Raw genomic sequence first — 21,540 nt, 5'->3', positions numbered from 1 at the left:
AAAACCGCGTCTACGATTTACAAAGACCGCCTTTGCGGTCTAACCCTAAGTCGGCGGAGGCCGACTTCGTAAATGTTGCAGCGAATTTATTCGCTAGACGACAAATATTTAATTTTCACCACGCGCATAAGGCTTGGTTAAAGCCTTGGGCTGCGAGGCACGCCGGAAGGGCAGAGCCAGCGCGATGATGGTTAACAAATAGGGCAGCATGACGGCCACATCAGAGGGAATGTTCAGGCCAAGTACCTGAACCCAAAGCTGTAGGGCATTAACCAGGCTAAAGAGCAAAGCCCCAACCAAAACGCCTCTGGCCCGCCAGCTGCCAAAGTAGACCAGGGCAACGGCAATAAAGCCAATGCCATTGGTCATGTTCTCTTGAAAAATATTGAGGAGCGAGATGGAGAGGGAAGCTCCAGCAACGCCCGCCAACATGCCGCCAACGGTTACGGCCGCATACCGTACCCGATTCACATTAACCCCAACAGAGTCAGCAGCTTCCGGGTTTTGCCCCACGGCGCGAATCTTCAAACCCCAGGTGGTGCGGTTGAAGACGTACCAGGTGATGGGAATGAGCGCGTAAGCACCATAGGTAAGCAGGCTGTAGCTAAAAAATATCTCACCCAGGACGGGAATATCGGCTAGACAAAAGCTGCCTAGACAAAATTCCAGGGGGAGAAAGCCGCGCACACCCTCAACAGAACCGATTAAGGTCTTAAACAGTAGGCTAGACATGCCCAGGCCAAACATATAAAGGCCAATGCCGCTAATGCCCTGCTCTGCCTGGAAAGTGATGCTGACCACGCAAAGAATTAGCCCCATCAGTGCCCCAACAACCATTGCTGCCAGCAAGCCCAGCCAGGGGCTGCCAGTTTCAAAGACGGCATAAAAGCCGAAGAAAGCCCCCATCAGCATAATGCCATCTACACCCAAATTTAGAACGCCGGATCGTTGAGAAAAGGTTTCGCCGATAGCGGCGTAGATGTAGGGGGTGGCTAAACGGATGCCGGAGTGGAGCATACCCAGGATGATGGCCATGGTGGTTAGGTCTTCGTTCATGCGCTTGCCTCCGGGGTGGAAACGGCCGTTGCCTCATCAGGTGGCGTGTCATCTGTCTCCACCCGCACCCGTCGATTGGCTCGTTTCTTGACAAAGTAGTCGGTGGTAATGACCAGCAGCACCACCAAGCCTAAGATGGCGGTAATTAGCACTTGAGGTACTTGGGTAGCTCGCTGCATCTTGTCACCACCCACGAGCAAGCCGCCAAAGAAGATGGAGGCGGGAATAATGCCCAACGGATGCAGTTTGCCAAACAGAGCTGCCACGATGCCAGAAAAGCCGTAGCCAGCCGAGACAGCCAACGGCTCAAACATGCGATGGTGCAAACCCAAAATCTCCACCGCGCCAGCCATCCCGGCCATCATACCGCTGAGCGTCATAGAAAGCACGACGGTTCGTTGGACTTGCATGCCGGCATAGCGGGAAGCGGCCGTATTCAAACCGACGGCTCGAATGCGGTAGCCAATGGTGGTGCGCCAGAGGAAGATGTAAATCAAGATTGCCATAACAATGGCGACAATCAAACCACTGTGCAGGCGAGATGGCTCCACCAAAACCGCGTACAGCTCGCCCAGGTAGCCGCTTATGCCCGCTTCTTCGGCCGATTGGGTCAGGCCGATTGATTCAGCCATGTCGGTAAAGCGGGGCATGTCAACGGTTCGGGGAAGTCTGGCTGAGTGAGGAATATTTGTGCCTGCTTCCACTTCGGCGGGATCAATCATCGGCCCCCGCAGCAGAAAAAAGCCAATCTGGATGGCAATCTGATTCATCATCACGGTGCTAAGTATTTCATTCACTTGCAACCGGGCTTTCAGGAAGCCGGGAATGGCTCCCCACAGGCCACCAGCCAACGTACCACCGAGAATCCCTAAGAGAATACCCAGAAATCCGGGAATTTGTTCGCCAATTTGAATGCCAATGAAGGCGGAGAATAAAGCACCGACAATAATTTGCCCCTCAGCCCCAATGTTGATGACCCCGCCGCGAAAGGCAATGGCAATGCCCAAACCAACCAGCATTAGAGGGATTGCCTTGACTAGCGTGTCGGCAAGCCCGTTTTTGCTGCCAAAGGCACCCACAATCATCGCCTGGTAGGCTTCTATCGGGTTTACACCTTGCAGCAGGAGGATAATAGCCCCAATAAGAAAGGCGACCAGCACTGCCAGAAGCGGCATGAGGGCGGCAAACAGCCTCTCAAAGAATTGCCGATCCAATCTTCCAATTCGCATATCTCCTCCTCAGTTGTGTAATGATCGTAAAGGTAGCTGTGGGAAACTAGAGATTTGCCAATCTCCAATCTCTAGTCTCCAATTGCGTATCTTTTAATTTAGCCCAACTCGTTCATTAAACTCGTCAATCAGGGCATCAATTTCGGCAGCTTTGGCGGGGATGCTTTCCCAGTAGCTGTCGTCGTACCATTGGGCTTGAATTTCTTCGTAGGTTTTGCCTTGTTGCTCGACCCAGGTGTAATATTTTAGGTTGTGGATGCGTTTACGGCCGTAATACGTCAACTCTTCCATGTAATCTATCGTTGTGCCTTTTAGATAACGTTGGTCGGCGATGGCGGCGTCAACGGCCGTAAATGCCCCATCCGCCTCGTTTAGCTCTTGCAAGCGACTCTGGTACATCTCCATAGAGTCAGTCGCCACTGTCACCACCACATCCTGTACTGTTAGCTCATAGTATTTGGCAAACTTAATTGCAGACAGCATATTGGCAATACCAGAAATACCCAACAAGTCTAGTTGAGCTACTAAGTCAGCAGAAATGCCCTGTTCTACCAAATATTCCTGCCCAGCAGGTTCATTAAACAATCGAATTAAAGCCATGCTGGCGGCATCATCAATGGCAATCACCATATCCGTGTTTTTCACATTATGAATCCACGGCACGTGTTTATCACCAATACCTTCAATTCGGTGTGCGCCAAAGCCATTGTTAAGCAGGGTGGGGCATTGAAGTGCTTCACTCGCACCGATTTTGCTTTGCGGGTAGAGTTTCTTTAGATAATCTCCTGTGGCAATCGTTCCAGCGGAACCAGTTGTTACCACAAAACCCCGATACTGATCGTTTGCACGCATAATGCTTTTTAACACTTCTTCAACTGCGGGTCCTGTCACCTCATGGTGCCACAAATAATTACCAAGCTGATCAAACTGGTTAAAAATCACCAAATCTTCGCCTGAATTGCTGAGTTCCCAGCATTTGTCGAAGATTTCCTTTACATTGCTTTCTGAGCCAGGGGTTTTAATGGTTTCTCCGGCTACCTGCGCCAACCAATCAAAACGCTCTTGGCTCATCCCCTCTGGTAAAATGGCAATAGATTCGCAAGCAAGCAAATTTGAATCGTACGCACCACCGCGGCAATAATTGCCGGTTGAGGGCCAGACTGCTTTTTGTGTTGTCGGGTCAAATTGGCCAGTAACCAGGGGCGGAGCCAAACAGCCAAACGCAGCCCCAACTTTGTGTGCACCTGTTGGAAACCATTTGCCAACAATTAAAACGATACGAGCATCCACGCCAGTTAGCGCTGGTGGGAGTTCTAAATAGTTGACACCACCAAAATCGCCGCCTTGAGCCTTTGGCTCATTGTGCCAGGTAATGCGGAAAAGGTTAAGTGGATTCAAATCCCAAAGGCCGACTTGATGCAATTTTTGCCGAATGGGTTCAGGCACAAGCTGCGGGTTCCGCATTTGGCGGAAGGTGGGAATGATAATATTGCGTTCTTTCGCGCGCTCAACGGTTCGCGCTAACGCTTCTTCATTGTGGGTTTGTAAATCAATCATAGTATTAAGTGATTGGGTAATTGAGTAAGTGGATAATTGATGCTCACTTACTCAATTAGATATTTTTAAGACATGGTCAAAGCCATGACGGCTTTCTGCACATGTAGACGATTTTCAGCTTCATCGTAAACCACACTGTTGGGGCCATCAATGACGCCATCTGTCACCTCAATATTTCGGTCAGCAGGCAAACAATGCATGTAAATTGCATCATCTTTGGCCATTGCCATACGTCGTTCATCGGTGATCCAATTGGAATATTTTTTGCTGATTTCAGCAGATTCAGCGTGATCTTCAGTCGTTAGCATACAGCCCCATGCCTTAGGGTAAACAATGTCGGCATCTTTAAAGCCAGCATCAAAGTCATCCAAAATTTCAAAAGAACCGTGTGAATGACGAGCATTTTCTTTAGCCTGCTCTACATATTCTGGAATGAGATTGAATTCCGGCGGATGGGTAAGACGGACATTCATGCCGAACCGAGTCATTAACAAGATGAGGCTAATTGGAACGCTCATTGGTTTTTGGTAGCTTTTAGCATAGGCATAGCTTACGTTAATTGTTTTACCCCGAGGATCGCCCTTGTGCTCAATGATGGTAAGCATATCGGCCAAGATTTGGAATGGATGGAAATGGTCGCACTGCATGTTGAGAATCGGCACGCGGCTAGCGTCAGCGACACCCCGAATGTAGTCATTGCCAACACCCCAATCACATTGGCGAATGGCAATGCCATCGTTGTAACGGCCTAAAATTTCGCCAATTTCTTTGCCAGTGTCGCCGTGGCTAATTTGGGTGGTCTTCTCATCAATGAATTGGGCGTGGCCGCCAAGTTGCGCCATACCAGCCTCAAAGCTGTTGCGGGTGCGGGTGCTGGTAAAGAAGAACAGCATGGATAATACTTTGTCACGCAAAACGGCATGAGGAACTCCCATAGCCCGTTTGCGCTTTAAATCAAGTGCGACATCGATGATTGTGTCAATTTCGCTTTTTGTCCATTCTTGGGTGGTGATCATGTCGCGTCCGCGAAGGTATGTTTGCATAATTTGTCCTCCAAATGAAAGGTTATTGTTAAATCCTTATTTAATCATCGCTGGTAGCAGTGCATAAAATTTTGTTGCTTCTACAACATCTTTAAGTGGCACATGCTCGTTAACAGCATGTGCATAAATTTCGTTACCCGGCCCAAAGCCAATACAGGGAATTCCCAATTTGCCAGCCCAATAGTTGCCGTTGGTTGAGAAGTCCCACATTCCTTGGCCAAATGGGTCTTCGGAAGACCATAGTGCTTTCATGGTATTTACGCCAGCTTGTACATAGGGATGGCTTTCTTCTAGAGCCCAAGCAGGGAAATATTGTTCATATTCATAAACGGCTCCGGTGTGGCTGGGTTCTGTGTAAACGAGTTTGCGGATTTCAAAATCATCTTTGTGTTCTTCTGGAATAATTGATTCCAAGGCGTTGCGCCAATAGGCTTTGGTCTCGCCAAAGGTTACGCGGCGGTCAATAAAGATGGTGCATTCATCGGGGACGGCGTTGGTGCTGGGGCTAACGCTGGAGATGCGGGTGACTGTGACGCGCCCTTGACCAAGAAATTCGTGCGGCACGAAATCTTTTTCCATTTTGGAAATGGCATCAATAACCGGGAGCATTTTGTAAACGGCGTTATCGCCCATGTAGTTGCTGGCGGCGTGGGCACTTTTGCCCTTGCAGGTGATTTCCATCTCAATGCGCCCTTTATGACCGCGATAAACCTTCATGTTGGTGGGTTCGCCAATCACCACGAAGTCGGGATGAACGCCTTCCCAGTCGTGGAAGGCGGCGCAGCCAACGCCATCGCACCACTCTTCTATGTTGCCGAGGACGTAGCAGGTGAAACCTTCTAATAAACCCAGGTCGCGGGCCATGGCTAAGCCATAGACCATGCCCGGGGTGCTATTTTTTTCGTCTAGTGCCCCACGCGCGTAGAGCATCCCGTCTTCTACTTTGCCTTCAAAGGGATCCCATTCCCATTGGTCTGGGTCGCCAATGCCAACGGTGTCTATGTGGGTGTCGTAGAGCAAGATTTTGGAGCCGTTGCCGATTTTCCCGACGATAGAGCCATATTTGTCTACGTAGACTTCATCATAGTTGAGCTTTCGCATTTCTTCGCCAATGCGCTTGCCGACTTCTTCGATGTCGCTGTCCATGCTGGGAATGGCAACGATTTCGCGGAAGAAACGCAAAATATCCTCTTCCGCCGCGGCTACGCGTTGGTTGAGGTGATGGATGGTATCTTTCATTTTTATCCTCGTTAACTTTTATTTTTTGTGGGAGCGCGGGGAAGCGGTTCATGGATGCGCTTTGGCTAACAGGTGAGCTTGCCCCTGATTGCACAACAATTTGTGTTGGGTTGTCGCCGGGTTCGTTGGCGTTGTGCGATTATATTTATGGAAATTTGCAGTTTACCAAATTTGTCTGACAAATTCTGTGCTTTTTTATCACACTATTGCTGCATGGACAAGCAATTTTCTAATAATTTGGTACAATGTTTGATAATGATACCTTGAAAAGGTCTGACAATTGTCATGGTTTGTTGTGATATTTGTCACAAGTTACTTGGTGTGATGGCATGATGAATGGCATAAAGTTGAGCATTGAGCAAGTTGAAGTTGCGCTGCGGGATCGAATTCGACGCAGAGTGTATTTACCGGGAGAGCAGCTACCGACGGAGCTAAGTTTGACGGCCGAATTTGGCGTAAGTCGGGCTACCGTTAGAACAGTGCTAACGCGCCTGGCCAGTGAAGGTTTGATTATTCGGCGACAGGGGGCGGGGACGTATGTGAACCAGCGCGTGGGTGAGGTAAACACATTGGGTGGGTTATTGGATTACGGCCGTCTCATTTCAGAATCCGGACATAAGCCAACAATCCAGCCAATCTCAATGTTGCAGCGGGGGGCGACGGCTGACGAGGCTTCGTGGCTGAATCTGGAGCTTGGAGAACCTGTGCTGGTGTTGGTGCGGCTCTTTTTGGCAGATGAACGGCCGTTTATTTTGGCAACCAACTTGATCCCACAGGCACTTTTTACGAGAGAGACTGATTTTTATGACGGCCGTTTATCATTGCACAGCTTTTTACAGGAATATTGCCAGCAAACCATTGCGTATGCCATTTATGAAATTAGCCCTGTACTTGCGGAAGATGAGAAAACAACCCAGCTTCTAGCCTGCCAGCCAGGGCAACCATTATTGCAGTTTGCCACCACCTTTTATAATCAGGATGATCATCCAATTGTATGGGGATACAGTACCTACGATGACACGGTTGTGAAGCTTCGTTTTATGCAGAGCTGGGTGTAACTATGGGTTTCCAGTTGGCAGAGCAGTTTGTGGAAGCAATTCGGCACAAATGCCCTGGTACTTTAGCTTCTATGAAAAATATGGATACGAAGCAGTTTGCACAATGAATTTGCCGGTTCTTGTAAACCCTCCAGATTCGCATAGCGATTAAAACTAATCCACTACAACACAGTAACAAATTGATCCAATGTCTTTTTTTCCAGTGCGTGGGTGGGAACTTGTGCGTTTTCTGCCGGATAGCCAACTACCAGGTTAATGTAGGCGCGTTCATTCTTGGGACGTTGCAAAATTTCGCCCAAAAAGCCCATGGGGCTGGGGGTGTGGGTGAGGCAAGCCAGGCCCGCATTGTGCAACGCTGCAATCAAAAAGCCAGTGGCAATGCCCACTGATTCCTGTACGTAATAATGTTTGATGCGCGAGCCATCGTCTGCCAGCCCGTAAGATTGGGCAAAAATGACGATGAGGCAGCCAGCTTGGTCAATGAATGATTTATCGGCATCGGTGCCCAGCGGCGCAAGTGCTTCCAGCCATTCATCGGAAGCGCGACCCGCATAAAAGGCGCGCTCTTCTTCTTCAGCGGCCAGCCGGATTTTGTGCTTGATCTCTGGATTGGTGACGACAGCAAAATGCCAGGGCTGCTGATTTGCCCCGCTGGGGGCGCGTCCGGCCGTTTCTAGACATTTCATGATGACATCGAGCGGTACAGGCTTATCAGCAAAGTCGCGGGTGCTGTGCCGCTGTTGCATCAGGTCAAAAAATTGTTTAGCGCGGATTTGCATTTCAGTAAGGGGATATGTTTGCATTGCGAGGGGGACAGAAGGGATTGGTTTCATGCTTTTTCTCCAGTGAAAATTATGAATTATGGTGCTCTAGATAAACTGGATTGCCACAGAACCCAGCTTGCCAAAATCGGCGCGGATGGTGTCGCCAATATTAGCCCAAACGGGGCGCACAAAGGAACCTGCCAGCAGCATTTGTCCTGGTTCCAGGGCGTACCCTAGTGTAGACAGCTTGTTGGCCAACCAGGCAACGCCATTGGCAGGATGCCCCATGACGCCACAAGAAAGCCCTGTTTCTTCGATGTCGGTATTGCGGTAAAGGATGCCCGGCACCATGCGTAAATCGAGGTCACGGGGGTGATACGGCCGTCCCCCCAACACAATTCCCGCACCAGCCCCGTTGTCTGCAATCGTGTCATAAATCTGGCGCGGCTCATCTACCCGCGTATCTATAATTTCGATGGACGGCAAAACAAATTCTGTGGCGCGCAGCACGTCTAGCAGGGTGATGCCGGGCCCTTGCAGCGGTGCACCCAAAATGAAGGCTAGCTCCAGCTCCACACGCGGCACGCAGTAGTTGGCATGTGGCACTTTTGCACCGTCTTCAATGAGAAAATGATCGTACAAAAAGCCAAAATCTGGTTCATCAATTTTCGATGATCTTCGCATAGCGATTGAAGTCAACCCCACCTTATACCCAATAAGCCTAGCACCTACAGCAACTGTACGCTTGGCTACTTCAGCAGAAATGGCGTAGGCATCTTCAAATTCAATGTGCGGAAACAGGGCAGACGGCCGTGTGGTTTGCACTTTGGTTTTGTTGGCTGCTAACAAGGCTTCCACAACCTGAGTGCGTTCAATTTCTGTGAGCATATTGCCTCCATTTGCGTGTTCTACCGCAAGGGTATGCGATTTTTGGCGATTTGCACAGAACCTAGCAAAATACCATTATGCCTACGCACGCAATTTCTGTTGCTTTTCAAACTGACAAGCCGCTGAATGAGTACGGCCGTCTCGCTCAAATTGCCGAAAATTATGGATTTGACGGGGTGACTGTTTACAACGATCTGCTTTACCAACCTGCTTGGCTACCCCTGTTAGAAATCGCCCGCGCCACCAACCAGGTGCGAATTGGTCCGGCGGCGGTGAACCCTTTTACCTGCCATCCGATCAATATTGCTGCCCACATTGCTTTGATTGATGAGATGAGCAACGGCCGTACCTACCTTGGTTTTGTGCGGGGAGCCTGGCTGGATTTTGTTGGCCTGCAGCCCCAAAACACCCTGCAGCAGCTGCGAGAGGCTATGGCCTGCGTACGCCATCTGCTGCAAAAACGGTCTGAGCCGCTGCCAGGAGACTATTTTCCACTAGCGGGTGGAGAGGTGTTCCGGTGGACGGCCGTCAATCCCGACATTCCATTTCTGCTTGGCAGTTGGGGAGTCAAAACGATAGCCAACTGCCGTCCATTCGTTGCTGAGATTAAGCTGGGCGGCACGGCCAATCCAGGGGTGGTGCGCTGGCTGCGGCAGCAGTTGGCCACCGATGGCAATGCGCCGGGTATTGTGGAGGGGGCAGTCACGATGGTGGCAGAAGATCGTGCCGAGGCATTGGCGCTAGCGCGGCGGGAAGTGGCGCTGTATCTGCCCATCGTGGCAACATTAGACCCTACGCTAGACCTTGATTTAGAATTGGTAGCACGGTTGGAAACGGCCGTCACCGAGCATAATTGGCGAACGGCCGTTTCGCTCATTTCTGATGACCTGCTAAAAACTTTTGCCTTCGCTGGTACACCAGCAGAAGTTGCCCAGCAAACGCTGGCGTTATTTGCGGCAGGAGCCAGCCGAGTTGAATTTGGCACGCCGCATGGTATAACAAACCATGAAGGGTTGCATCTGCTCGGTGAAAAAGTGTTGCCCGCCATTCAGGAAGAACTCAAATAATCTATGAACTTCAATATGAAAGATAAGGTTGCATTAATTACGGGGGGGAGTTCCGGGATTGGTGAAGCAACGGCCGTTGCGTTTGCGAATGCAGGTGCGTCTGTCGTCATTGCCAGTCGGCGCAAAACCAAAGCCCTACAAGTTGTTAAAAAAATTGAAAAAGCAGGGAATGAGGCCGTTTGGTTGCAGGTGGATGTGTCGGAGGAAACGGCCGTTCAACAGATGATCGCCGAAATTGATAGTCGTTGGGGACGGCTCGATATCGCCTTCAACAATGCTGGCAGCGGTGGTAGGGGAGGAAAAACAGCCGAAATTAGCGCCGCCGATTGGCAAAAAACATTAGATGGTTACCTCACCAGCGTCTGGTTTTGCCTGAAGTATGAAATTCCGCTCATGCAAAAAAATGGAGGCGGGGTTATTGTCAACAATGCGTCGGTAGATGGCAAACGAGCGTATCCTTTCCCCACTGGCTCAGCCTACGCAGCTGCCAAACATGGTGTCATTGGATTAACCAAGTCTGCTGCGCTGGAATACATTCAGGATGGCATTCGTATCAACGCCGTTTGCCCAGGTTGGGTCGCAACCCCGGCAATAACTCGCTGGATGGAACGCCAGCCCGAAGTTGGTAAGCAAATTATAGCGCAGGAGCCAATCGGCCGCTTAGCCCAGCCCGAAGAAATTGCAGCGGCCGTTTTGTGGCTCTGTTCAGATCAGGCATCTTACGTGGTAGGAACAGCGTTCAATGTTGATGGAGGCTACCTCGCCTGATGGAACCAGACGAATTTCAACTGTACGATCTCACCATCGAGGTAGAAGCGATTGAAGGCCACTGTACCTGCAATATGGCCATCGGCGATCGCTTTTTCTTGCGTGGTGGCAAGTTCTCCTTGCCCGATGGCACAGATTTTTGCCTGTATGCGCTGCAAGCAGCAATTCCGCTGCTGCCTGCCAAGCAGCGGCAAAACCATCCGGCGGATTGGATAGAAACAGACGCCCGCGTTGTTTGCCCAGACCCCGCCTGCCGCCTAATTATGCAAATTAGGCGAGACAAAATTCGCACCCTGCGCCACGACGACGTGAGCTCCATCCCCTGGGATGAAATTTCTTGAATTTGCCACAGAGGTCACAGAGTATTTAGAGGTTTCCTCTTTTCTCTCTGTGGCTTAAAAGTTTGGAAAATCATATGATAGAATTGCAGCAGGGTGATTTGCTATGGCAACCATCCGCAGAGACAGTAGAAAATGCGAACCTAACGCGCTTCATGCGCTGGCTGGCGGCTGAGAAAGACCTGCACTTTGGCAGCTACGACGCGCTTTGGCAATGGTCAGTAACGGAGCTAGGCGCGTTTTGGCAAGCGATTTGGGATTTTTGCGAAGTGAAAGCCTCTCGGCAGGGTGCCTTTGCCCTGGCAAACGCCCAGATGCCCGGCGCAGTTTGGTTCCCAGAGGCGCGGCTGAATTACGCCGAAAACATCTTTGCCCAAATGACCAATTCGCGCCCAGCGTTTTTGTGCGAGGATGAAGACGGCCCGTTGGTTGAATGGCGTTGGGCAGAGGTTTATCGGCAAACGGCCGTTCTCCAGCATCATCTCAAGCAGCTCGGCATTGGGCAGGGGGATCGCGTGGTTGCCTATTTGCCCAATATTCCAGAGGCAATCATTGCTTGCCTGGCGACGGTGAGTTTGGGAGCGATCTGGTCGAGTGCGTCGCCCGATTTTGGCAGTAAAGCGGTGCTGGATCGCTTTGCCCAAATTGAGCCCAAGTTGCTCATTGCCGTGGATGGGTATCGTTATAACGGACGGCCGTTCGACCGCCGCGACATTGTAAACCAACTGCAAGCTGGCTTGCCCACATTAGAAAACAGCATCGTCATTCCATTGCTCGATGACACACCATTGCCCAATACATTCGCCTGGCCAGACCTGCTGAATAGCGTGGATGAACCGCCGGAACTAACCTTTGCCCAACTGCCATTTGATTATCCACTGTGGATTTTGTACTCCTCCGGCACAACTGGCTTGCCCAAACCAATTGTGCATGGACATGGGGGGAATTTACTGGAGCACAAAAAGGCCGTCATTTTTCACAACGATTTGCGACCGGGCGACCGTTTTTTTTGGTACACCAGCACCGGTTGGATGATGTGGAATTATCAGCTAGGCGCGCTGCTGAGTGGCAGCAGCATCATCTTGTACAACGGCAGCCCATCGTACCCTATGCTAGACCGCCTGTGGGCGTTGGCCGAGCGCAGCGGCATGACCTACTTTGGTCTATCGCCTGCCTTTGTAGCCGCTTGCATGAACGCGGGCATTCAGCCCAACCAGCAGCACGATTTGAGCAAATTGCGTGGCATTGGCTCTACTGGTGCGCCGCTGCCGGTGGCAGCGTTTGAATGGCTCTACCAATATGTGCACGATGATTTTGCCCTGGAATCCCTTAGCGGTGGCACGGATTTATGTACGGCCTTTGTCGGTGGCTGCCGCATCAAGCCGGTATATGCTGGTGAAATCCAGGGAGCGTCGCTGGGGGCAAAGGTACAGGCGTGGAACGGCAGCGGCGAGCCCGTTGTGGGGGAGGTGGGCGAATTGGTCATTGCCGCGCCCATGCCCTCGATGCCAATTCGCTTCTGGAATGATCCAGATGGCGCACGTTACCAAGCCAGCTATTTTGAGACGTTCCCCAGCGCGTGGCGGCACGGCGACTGGATACAGTTTAACGAGCGGGGTGGGTGTGTGATTTACGGCCGTTCCGATGCTACCATCAACCGCAAAGGCATCCGCATGGGCACCAGCGAAATTTATGCCTGTGTAGAGGCCATTGCTGGCGTGCTGGATAGCCTGGTGGTTGATTTGGAACTGCTAGATCGTGATTCCTTCATGCCCCTGTTTGTCATTTTAGCTGAAGGCCGTACGCTAGATGACAACCTTCGGCAACAAATTGAACAGGCATTGCGAACGCAGCTTTCCCCGCGCCACGTACCAGACGCCATTTACCAGGTGCAGGAAATACCGTACACGCTCAGTAGCAAAAAGCTGGAAATTCCCGTGCGGCGCATTTTATTGGGGCATCCAGTAGAAAAAGCAGCCAATCTGGGTGCCATGCGTAATCCAGAATCAATTAATTTCTTTGTCGAGCTGGCTCAGACGTTGTCACAATAAATTTAACCGCGGAGAGCGCAGAGGACGCTGAGATTTTTCTTCCCCCTGCGTTTTCCGCGGCCTCTGCGGTTAAAATGAGCAAACGAACGATTATTGATGCTGACAAACCCTTGTCCCAGTCGCTGCTGTGGGAGATTCAGCGGGGTTATTTTTTGCAGGCTGGCATGAAAGCGTGGCAAGATGACGTGGTGCCGAGCGACATCAGCAGCAATCCGGTGATGGCGCGAACGTATAGCCATATTCTGTTTGGCTACCTGCGTGATTGTTTTGCTGCGGCACAGCGTGGCGAGTTTGCGCTCAATCCGAGTGAGCCAATCAACATCGTTGAGCTGGGGGCGGGTTCGGGGCGGCTCGCATACCACTTTTTGCAAACGTTTTTACCTCGTTACCAGCAATCCCCTTTTGCCGACCAGCCCATTCGCTACATCATGACGGACTTTGTGCCGCAGGTTTTGGATTTTTGGCGTGGACACGGCCGTTTCCAACCATTTTTTGAGTCTGGCATGTTGGATGTGGCCTTGTTTGATGTGATGGCGCGGGAACGGCCGTTCACCCTGCAGCTATCCGGCCAAACCCTCACGCCAGAAACCACTACGAACCCCGTCATTCTCATCGCCAACTACTTTTTCGACAGCATTCCGCAAGATAGCTTTGTTATTGCAGATGGGCAACTCTGCCAAAATTTGCTCACGCTCACCAGCAGCCAGCCGGAGCCAGATTTGGCCGACCCAGCCCTTTGGGAGCGCCTGGAGCTACATTACGAACCCATTCCGCTGGAAAAAGCAATGTATGCCGAGCCGCTTTACAACCAGATTTTGAATGATTATGAAGTCGTGCTGCCGGATTGTACTTTTTCATTTCCTAATGTGGGGCTGGATTGCATCCGGCATTGGCAGCGGTTTGGCAACGGCCGTCTCCTCATTCTCACCAGCGATCGGGGCTACCGCTCACTTGATGCGCTCATAAACCAGCCTGATCCGCTGCCCAATTTGCACGGCAGCTTCTCACTCATGGTCAATTATCACGCAATTAGCGAGTACGCTTCGCGTAGCGATGGAGTAGTACAACAAACAACCCACTATCAAAACAATATCCAGATACTAGCCTACGGGCTGGGGCAAATTCCACAGCAAGCGCAGGAAACACAGCTTGCCTTTGCCCAGGCAGTGGGGGAGGGTGGTAGTCCAGATGATTTTTACGCGCTGAAATCAATTGTGGAGAAGCAGTATGGGGCAATGAGTTTGCCAGAACTATTGAGCTTTTTGAGATTATCCGGGTGGGATACGGTCGTCTTCACCGATATGTTCCCTCATTTACAACAAACTTTGGAAACGGCCGATCCCACCTGGTATCCAGACATAGCCGACGCCCTGCATTGCATTTGGCAATGTTACCTACCTCTGCGCCAAGACGATCATTTGTACACAAAAATCAGCCACCTACTCGATCTGATGGGTTATGAATCGCTTTTAAATTAAATTTGGTGATTCTAAGGCAAGTACTGAAGGAACTTGCTCAGGATGGCTCAAGCGCAGCAGCTGGAAACCAATTCCAGCTAACCCAGTCATAAGTCCTGGTTCTTCAACTTGCAGCCCATTGCCACAAAGCCAGCCATATGAGTGAATACTAGCTATTGTTCCCAATGCTAGCAGTTCAATTGGCTCATCCATGTGCAGGTTTAAATATGTATTGGCGCTTATCAGAAAATCCAAACTGCCAAAATCTCCATGACACAAACAATGTCCTTGGCCAAAGCCTTCTCTTAAAGTTGTATGGAATGCTGTTTCTACCTCAACCGCAATCAATGGATCATCTGTTAGCCGCTCTTTCAAAGTAAATAACCGAGCATGTCCAATACCGGTAGCTCCATGACACCAAAAGCTAAGATATCCAGGTTCAGTTGGTGTCTGGAAATTCTGGTATATTGAGAAGTTACGCAAATCTGGCCAATTGTGAGTAGCCTCTGAGAACATTTCTCTTTCATAGCTCAGGCTTTTTTGAGCAGTCTCTTTATATTTTGGATCATTAACTGCCTTTGAAAGGCGCATCAAAGACCAAGCAATGCCAGCAACTCCATGAGAAAAACCTGTCAGCGGGCGGTCAATCATCGGATTACCCTGCTGTAGCCATGCAGGTCTGCCATCCTCTAGTAAGACGTTGTCAATTAAGTGTTGGCCACAAGAATTGGCAATGTGGAGAAGATCAGTTTGCGAAGTTACCTTGTACAAAACAAGCAAAGAAGCGATACAGCCGGCAGAGCCAGAAATGATGTCAAACTTTGTGTCTTTTTCGATATATTGTTCAAGCGAGTTTGCAATCTCCATCCCTTTCTCCAATAATTCTTTATCTTTCCAAAGGATTCCAACGTGTGCAGTGAGATAAAGCATTCCCCCAAGACCTTCAAAAGCACCAATATCATTTAAAAAATATTCATCATTATCGAAACAATAAAGAATGGTTTTAACCGTTTTTTGAGCCAAATCTGTATATGATTTGTCATTTGTTGTTTTGCCTAGATAAGCCAGAAACAATGCTATCCCTGACAGACCACTGTATAATGAAATATCTAAAGGGACAATTGTCCAATAACTACCTTCCTCCGTGTATCTTACACCTAGCCACCACACATGTTCATCATCCTCAAAAGCCATAGTCTTAAGGTGCTCTCCAATTTTAATGGCTTCACTTAAAAAAATATCTCCCTTTAACATAGATGCTGAGCCAATTTTTTCGGGATTGTAAAATGTCTTATCGTTTTCTCTACTATTAGCTCTTTCCTTAGTCTTCAGAGAGGTGCTAATTAACCAGCACTGTTTTACTAAATCTGCCTCTGAGAGATGCTTAATTTTATTCATCGCCTGTTCTAGACCCGACCTTCTAAAAAAGTCGTCTATCCTTGCATAATTGCTGGTTTCTAGGCAGGTACTCGAAGCCTTTGTAGTGAAAATAGGAATGTCAAATCGCCACAAATCAGCGTGTTCAAAAGTAACCGAAGAACGAAGGCTATCACTTTGATAAGCACCTGCCCAAAGGCGATCAAAATGTTTGTCCATTTCTACCGCATCTTGCATCAAATCGGGATGTAAGCTTTCTTGCAGTAGGAGACTATACACCCTGGTAGGCCGTAATAACATCCTGATTTCTGTATCTGCAAATTTCACTAAAGGGCCATTTTTTGCCAACAGAGCCGCTCTTTGCGTCATTAATAATCTATACATCAAGGTAAATCCCTCAATAATCTCTGAGCTGAATTGAACTGCTTCAACTGGCTTACCTTTTAGTAAAGGTTGATGTGAACCACCTAAAATGGGTCTGCGTGCCCGTGACAAATGCATGTTATCAGTATGAACTTGTTCCCAAATTGGAATCGGACTAGGAGTCAATTGTCCATCCTCCATTCCAAGACCACTGATATCCACCCCTCCAGACTGACCCTCCGTCCAGACCCGATGAGGGAGCAACCCAACAGCCATGACAGAGTCGGCCAAGAAAGAATGTGCAGGCAGATGATAAGGTGTTTTTTCGGCTTTTACAGGCGAAAAGAGCGTCTCAATATCAATAAGGACAGGATTCACCCCTTCTGCAATAATATTTTCAAAGTGAAAATCTGTAGCACCAAACGAATAAAGGAGGGCAAGATAGGCACCGAGGTGTAAATAGAATTGTTTGATTTCTCTTTTCGATTTACAAGGAAGCGCTTCAACAAATTCAACCCAGCCATAAGTTTCGCAATCAATAATCGATAATGGACGAAAAGTTGCAAAATCGTTTCGTTTGTTCAACCAAAGCAATAGTTCCTGGAATTCTTTATCAATAGCTAAAGAACGTGGCTTATACACAAGCCGTGTGCCAGATTTAAATCTGGCAAGTATAACTGAACGCCCATTCCGATGTCTGTCACCAGCACCAATATGTATTTCGTCTAAAGTATCTACTTTGTTTAAGCCAAACTGAACTTGGATGTTTTCCCAATCCTGGCATAAGTGCGTACAAAAATCCAGAACATTAACATACCATTGATAGAAAATTGTTGTGAGGGTACGGGATAGCACCGGATATTCTTCCATTAAGCATCGCAACTTTTGAGGTTGCCGGTACAGGTCAAGAAACTCCTCGAATCTTTCACGCGGCGTATCGGCTTGCAAGTCTCCTTGTAGGCGAGCCACATGAAGTTCCAATACTAAGGTGCGACTCGTTGCCCAGATCAATAATGAAGGTACATTCATCAAAAACGTTTTTACAATATTGTTTTGTTCAAATGGCATGGTGGGATATTTTCGAGATAAATTAGTAATGCCTTTTTCAAATTTGAGTAATGTATGCTGTAGAAATGGTTGGAATATTTCCAAAAACCGAGTTTCTGGCCATCGAGCGGATAGCTCAGAAGGAAAACTCACATGATCTTTGTCTGGGTCAAAGGACTCCCATATTTTTTCAATTCTTTTTACCCATTCCGGCTCATTTGAAAAACGAAGTGAAGAACGTTGAACTAAGTAGTGGAGTAGGTCTTCTTCTGCTATGCCTACCGCCTCCAAGCGCTGGCTGAATGCCCCTTCTTCTGAGAAAGGGTAAGTTTGCTTCCAGTCAGAAATTACAACATCTAAACTTGAGTCGGGGAAGCTCTCAATTTGTGAATTAGTTTTAGAGGCGTGAAAAACACGCTCAGCAAGATTCATGGCTTGAAAATAGTGAGATTTTTCATTATCAAGACTTATTACAATTTGATTGTTCATCCTTTTCCTCCATAACTGCTGTGGTGGCGTGTATACCAGGTAACCACGGTACCTGGTATAGCCTAGATCGCAGGCATAAATAATTGGTTGGCTAGTCTAGTGATAAATTTCTTGGTCTGAATAAATCACATGACGTTACAGCTAAAGATATTGCTTCCACCACCACTTCCACCGCATGACCAATCAAGGCAAGCAGACGCTGGGGTCCCGTTGCAGCTATAGGTACCAGTACCGCCAGCCACAGTGTCCAAAGCATCTTCAGGTATCTCGATCAACCCTGATGGATGAGGTGGTAAATTTTGCATTAGCTCTTCTGAGAGAGAGGCACGAAACCTTTTATCCTTCCAAGCACGAACAATTGTAGATTTTGTTAACATTTGACATTCTCCTTGTTAAATTAGTTGAGTAAGCTTTGGCGTTTATGCTCGGCAAAATTCACTCGATATCTTTGATTGATAGCACCTACCGTGGTTAGGTGTGTATCTCAAATAAATGTACGGAGCTAATTAGCTCTCCGAGCAGTAATTTATAAGGCGCAATAGTTTCCATGATATGTAGGACCACCACACATACAGCTATAGGTACATTCAAGTGTATATGCAGTAGTGCCGCCGGAAGCACCGCTTAAAACATCATCCGGTATTTCAATTAAGCCAGAGGGATGTGGTGGAAGATTTTCATGTTCTTCTTTTGAGAGAGAATTACGAAAATCCTTGTTTTTCCAAGCGCGAATAACATCTATTTGTGACATTCTGATCTCCTTTACTTAACGTGCGTGAATTGTTTAATTACTTGGCAGCCAAATACGATTTAGCTGGATATCCCATATTATTACAATGGAAAGTTCTCCATGATTTTTTCTTCCTGTTCTACTTGATCCGCAATTAGGGCGGCATAGAAACCATTTTGGGTCACAAGCTGGTGGTGTGTGCCGCGCTCTGCAATTTGCCCTCCATCTAGTACCAGGATGAGGTCAGCGTTACGGATGGTGCTGAGGCGGTGGGCAATGACGATGCGTGTGCAGGCCAGGGAACTGAGGTGTTGCTCAACCAAATTTTCGGTGGAGACGTCCAGATGGCTTGTGGCTTCATCTAGAATCAGGATGGCTGGTTGGTTGGCTAAGGCGCGAGCCAGGGATAAGCGCTGGCGCTGACCGCCCGACAGGGCATCGCCGCCTTCAGAAACCATTGTTTCGTACTGCATGGGCATTTGGACGATGTCGTCATGGATGGCGGCTAATTTTGCGGCTTGCATTGTTTCGTCTAATGACAAAGCAGGGTTGCCAAAGGCAATGTTCTGGCGAATGGAGGTGTTGAACAGGAAGGATTCTTGCAAAACAACGCCAAATTGTTGCCGAAGCGAACCATAGTTTAGTTGGTTGTGAGGCAAGCCATCGTAAAAAATTGCGCCGGATGTGGGCGTGTACAGTCCAACCAACAATTTTGCCAGGGTACTTTTACCAGAGCCAGTACGGCCGACTATGGCGACTTTTTGTCCGGGCAAAATGGTGGCGGATATGCCCTGCAAAATGAAGGGGGCGTTTTCATCGTAGCGAAAGCTGACGTTTTCGATTGAAATGTGTCCTTGTAAAATTGGCGCTATTTGCACTTGTGAAAGGTCTTGCTCTGGTTTTGCGTCTAACACATCCGCCACACGATCCAGGTGGGCAGTAACTAGCTGTAGTTGGCGGCCTGACGAGACAAGTGAACTTAGTGGAACTAGGAAGGCAACGGCCAGAGTGTTGAGGGCAAGCATGGTTCCTAAACTCATCTCGCCTGCCAAAACGTGCCGTGCGCCCACCCAGAGGAGTAGTAACGGAGAAAAGGTGCGGATATTGGTCATGATGATTTCGATAACGGCCGTTACATAATTCTGCCTGATCGTGGCATTGAGCTGCTTAAAAAAGAGGTTGGACCATTTATCAAAAGCGATGTTTTCTGCGCCCGCTGCCTTTAGCGTTTCAATACCAGAAAGCGCTTCTACTAAATAACCTTGCTCTTTTGATTGTTCGGCCAACTGCCGCTGTACCAGTCGCTGCACTGGCCTATGCGTAGCCAGAAGCATTCCGGCTTGAAGAAGGCCAATCGCTAGCACGATGATTCCAAATTGCGATGACTGAAATAGAATGATCAGCAAATAAATGAGGATAAACGAGCTATCTAGAAACAATGAAATTGTCTGGTTTGTCAATATTTCGCGGATGAGCGTATTGCTGTTCAGGCGCATGAGCAAATCGCCAGTTGAACGCTGCTGGAAAAACTGAAAAGGCAAAGAAAGAACATGCTCAAAAAAGCCCATCATCATTTGTGAATCAAGCCTAGCTTGCAAATAAACCAGGATAGTTGCTCTTAAGTAACTGGCGGTAAGCTGTGCCAACAACAATACGATGATACCCACACCCAAATAGGCCATGAGACCATCCCTTTTGAACGGCAAAATATCGTCAATTAGCAGTTTTGTTATGATGGGGATCAGCAAGCCGAGCAGTTGCAGCAATAAAGAGGCACCCAAAACCTGGGTAATAAGCCGAGGCGTGCCTGGAGATAGCAGTAAATATTTACTGTACTGTTTCCACGGGGCAGTTGTTGTTTCGGAGCGCTGTTCAAAGTGAATGCTGGGTTCAAAAGTTAAGATGACACCTGTAAATTCGGCCGAAAATTCGGCATTTGTTAAGCGGCGACGGCCTGAGCCTGGATCCACAATATCAACAAATTCAGGTGACCATTGCTCGACAACCACAAAATGGTTGAACCCCCAATGGGCGATGGCGGGTAGCGTAACGTATTGTAGAGCTTCTGGCTCTAAAGAGTATGCTTTTACACGCAAGCCATGCTGACGACCAGCACGGGCAATGGTTTGGGCTGTAAGGCCATCACGACCAACGCTGCATTGCTCCCGAATTTCAGCCACGCGTGCTTTACGGCCGTAATAACTCAAAATCATGGCCAAACAGGCTGCACCACACTCGATAGCGCTTAACTGTAACAGCACGGGTACTCTGCGCCGGTTGTATGACTGCTGCAAACCTTTAAGCCGTTCCCAACGGTTAAGCAACTGCCCATTCATTTTTTTGAAAAATAACGTAGGTATTGAGCTACGCATGGACGTTCCTATGGGAATAAGGAGATTAGCCGACGTGAGTCAACTTCTACTTGGGCAAAATACCTGCTGCCCAGAAAAGTGTCCGTTGGGTAAGATGACTGTTCTGGCAAATTAAAATCAGCTAGGGCAACGGCCGTTGGCCCAGCAACTAATTCTGCATCAACTCCGTAAACGGCCGTTGCTACCGTTGGGCTGACAACATCTGGCGAAATTGCTATAATCGTTTGTTGAATTGGCACATCATTCAATGCAGATTGAATATAAACAGCTTGCCCTTCTTGAAGCTGAGTGAGATACTGCGGTGGGAAAAATATGACCAGAACAGCGCTTTCTGGCAAGGATGTGCCTGGTGCCTCTACAATCACCGCTTGCCCAGAAACAAATATGGGGATTCTTACCAGCCACATTAGGCAAAGCGTGGTGATTAACAAACAAATCAACATCCAGAAGTATGGAAAAGCGTACGGCGATACAAATTTGGGGATGACTGATTCTTGCTGGCTTTGGACATAATGCTGCACTGCCTCAGCCCGAAAAATTGATCGTTTCCTGTTTTCCCATTCTTCCATATTTCCATTCCTAACAAAGCAGGTGATGTTCAAGATAAAACAAAAGTTGATTTGAATCTGCCCTCTGGCTGGATCATA

General features: G+C 48.6%; 18 protein-coding genes. 6 read left to right on the top strand and 12 right to left on the bottom strand.

Annotation, left to right across the window (positions count from 1 at the left end; all coding sequences use genetic code 11):
• Positions 1–108: 108 nt before the first annotated feature.
• The 5 genes from ACOQPM_RS04430 to ACOQPM_RS04410 all read right to left on the bottom strand — a co-directional run bounded on the left by ACOQPM_RS04430 (position 109) and on the right by ACOQPM_RS04410 (position 6,124).
• Positions 109–1,056: an ABC transporter permease gene (locus ACOQPM_RS04430; RefSeq protein ID WP_420628021.1), complete on the bottom strand. Its 948-nt coding sequence runs from the start codon at positions 1,054–1,056 to the stop codon at positions 109–111.
• Positions 1,053–2,285: an ABC transporter permease gene (locus tag ACOQPM_RS04425; RefSeq protein ID WP_420628020.1), complete on the bottom strand. Its 1,233-nt coding sequence runs from the start codon at positions 2,283–2,285 to the stop codon at positions 1,053–1,055. Before ACOQPM_RS04425 ends, ACOQPM_RS04430 begins: the two co-directional genes overlap by 4 nt.
• 93 nt (positions 2,286–2,378) lie before the next feature.
• Positions 2,379–3,842 carry a pyridoxal-phosphate dependent enzyme gene (locus ACOQPM_RS04420; RefSeq protein ID WP_420628019.1) on the bottom strand — a complete coding sequence of 488 codons (1,464 nt, stop codon included), beginning with the start codon at positions 3,840–3,842 and terminating at the stop codon, positions 2,379–2,381.
• Positions 3,843–3,907: 65 nt separating this feature from the next.
• The gene (locus tag ACOQPM_RS04415) at positions 3,908–4,885 is read right to left on the bottom strand and encodes an ornithine carbamoyltransferase (RefSeq protein WP_420628018.1); all 978 of its coding nucleotides are present in this window, start codon (positions 4,883–4,885) and stop codon (positions 3,908–3,910) included.
• A gap of 36 nt (positions 4,886–4,921) precedes the next feature.
• A complete protein-coding gene (locus ACOQPM_RS04410) occupies positions 4,922–6,124 on the bottom strand; it encodes a YgeY family selenium metabolism-linked hydrolase (RefSeq protein ID WP_420628017.1) in 1,203 nt (400 codons plus the stop codon).
• Positions 6,125–6,453: 329 nt separating this feature from the next.
• On the opposite strand from ACOQPM_RS04410, the gene ACOQPM_RS04405 reads away from it, so the two are divergent.
• Positions 6,454–7,182, top strand: coding sequence for a GntR family transcriptional regulator (locus ACOQPM_RS04405; protein WP_420628016.1), 729 nt, complete (start codon positions 6,454–6,456; stop codon positions 7,180–7,182).
• Positions 7,183–7,343: 161 nt separating this feature from the next.
• Here ACOQPM_RS04405 and ACOQPM_RS04400 read toward each other — a convergent pair whose 3' ends face one another.
• Together ACOQPM_RS04400 and ACOQPM_RS04395 are read right to left on the bottom strand one after the other, a co-directional pair.
• Complete coding sequence (locus ACOQPM_RS04400; protein ID WP_420628015.1) at positions 7,344–8,015, bottom strand: nitroreductase family protein; 672 nt, start codon at positions 8,013–8,015, stop codon at positions 7,344–7,346.
• 36 nt (positions 8,016–8,051) lie between these two features.
• A complete protein-coding gene (locus tag ACOQPM_RS04395) occupies positions 8,052–8,834 on the bottom strand; it encodes a 2-oxo-hepta-3-ene-1,7-dioate hydratase (protein WP_420628014.1) in 783 nt (260 codons plus the stop codon).
• Between the two features lie 77 nt (positions 8,835–8,911).
• On the opposite strand from ACOQPM_RS04395, the gene ACOQPM_RS04390 reads away from it, so the two are divergent.
• From ACOQPM_RS04390 to ACOQPM_RS04370, 5 genes are all read left to right on the top strand, one after another.
• Positions 8,912–9,901: an LLM class flavin-dependent oxidoreductase gene (locus ACOQPM_RS04390; RefSeq protein ID WP_420628013.1), complete on the top strand. Its 990-nt coding sequence runs from the start codon at positions 8,912–8,914 to the stop codon at positions 9,899–9,901.
• Between the two features lie 15 nt (positions 9,902–9,916).
• On the top strand, positions 9,917–10,669 hold the full coding sequence (locus ACOQPM_RS04385; protein WP_420628012.1) for an SDR family NAD(P)-dependent oxidoreductase: 753 nt from the start codon (positions 9,917–9,919) through the stop codon (positions 10,667–10,669).
• Positions 10,669–11,010: a TIGR04076 family protein gene (locus ACOQPM_RS04380; RefSeq protein WP_420628011.1), complete on the top strand. Its 342-nt coding sequence runs from the start codon at positions 10,669–10,671 to the stop codon at positions 11,008–11,010. The genes ACOQPM_RS04385 and ACOQPM_RS04380 overlap by 1 nt, the downstream gene beginning before the upstream one ends.
• A 74-nt stretch (positions 11,011–11,084) precedes the next feature.
• The gene (locus ACOQPM_RS04375; RefSeq protein ID WP_420628010.1) at positions 11,085–13,058 is read left to right on the top strand and encodes an acetoacetate--CoA ligase; all 1,974 of its coding nucleotides are present in this window, start codon (positions 11,085–11,087) and stop codon (positions 13,056–13,058) included.
• 74 nt (positions 13,059–13,132) lie between these two features.
• Positions 13,133–14,536 carry a hypothetical protein gene (locus ACOQPM_RS04370; RefSeq protein WP_420628009.1) on the top strand — a complete coding sequence of 468 codons (1,404 nt, stop codon included), beginning with the start codon at positions 13,133–13,135 and terminating at the stop codon, positions 14,534–14,536.
• On the opposite strand, the gene ACOQPM_RS04365 is transcribed toward ACOQPM_RS04370, so the two are convergent.
• The 5 genes from ACOQPM_RS04365 to ACOQPM_RS04345 form a co-directional block, all read right to left on the bottom strand.
• On the bottom strand, positions 14,528–17,791 hold the full coding sequence (locus ACOQPM_RS04365; RefSeq protein ID WP_420628008.1) for a type 2 lanthipeptide synthetase LanM family protein: 3,264 nt from the start codon (positions 17,789–17,791) through the stop codon (positions 14,528–14,530). The genes ACOQPM_RS04370 and ACOQPM_RS04365 overlap by 9 nt on opposite strands.
• Positions 17,792–17,916: 125 nt before the next feature.
• The gene (locus ACOQPM_RS04360; protein WP_420628007.1) at positions 17,917–18,168 is read right to left on the bottom strand and encodes a mersacidin/lichenicidin family type 2 lantibiotic; all 252 of its coding nucleotides are present in this window, start codon (positions 18,166–18,168) and stop codon (positions 17,917–17,919) included.
• 149 nt (positions 18,169–18,317) lie between these two features.
• The gene (locus tag ACOQPM_RS04355; protein WP_420628006.1) at positions 18,318–18,542 is read right to left on the bottom strand and encodes a mersacidin/lichenicidin family type 2 lantibiotic; all 225 of its coding nucleotides are present in this window, start codon (positions 18,540–18,542) and stop codon (positions 18,318–18,320) included.
• 80 nt (positions 18,543–18,622) lie between these two features.
• Positions 18,623–20,893 carry a peptidase domain-containing ABC transporter gene (locus ACOQPM_RS04350; protein WP_420628005.1) on the bottom strand — a complete coding sequence of 757 codons (2,271 nt, stop codon included), beginning with the start codon at positions 20,891–20,893 and terminating at the stop codon, positions 18,623–18,625.
• A gap of 8 nt (positions 20,894–20,901) precedes the next feature.
• The gene (locus ACOQPM_RS04345) at positions 20,902–21,462 is read right to left on the bottom strand and encodes a hypothetical protein (RefSeq protein ID WP_420628004.1); all 561 of its coding nucleotides are present in this window, start codon (positions 21,460–21,462) and stop codon (positions 20,902–20,904) included.
• Between the last annotated feature and the right edge of the window lie 78 nt (positions 21,463–21,540).

The sequence above is a fragment of the Candidatus Leptofilum sp. genome (assembly GCF_965223525.1).
In the GTDB taxonomy this organism is placed as follows: domain Bacteria; phylum Chloroflexota; class Anaerolineae; order Promineifilales; family Promineifilaceae; genus Leptofilum.
Note: the sequence above shows the minus strand (reverse complement) of the source record. Positions and strands in the feature narration are given on the sequence as shown.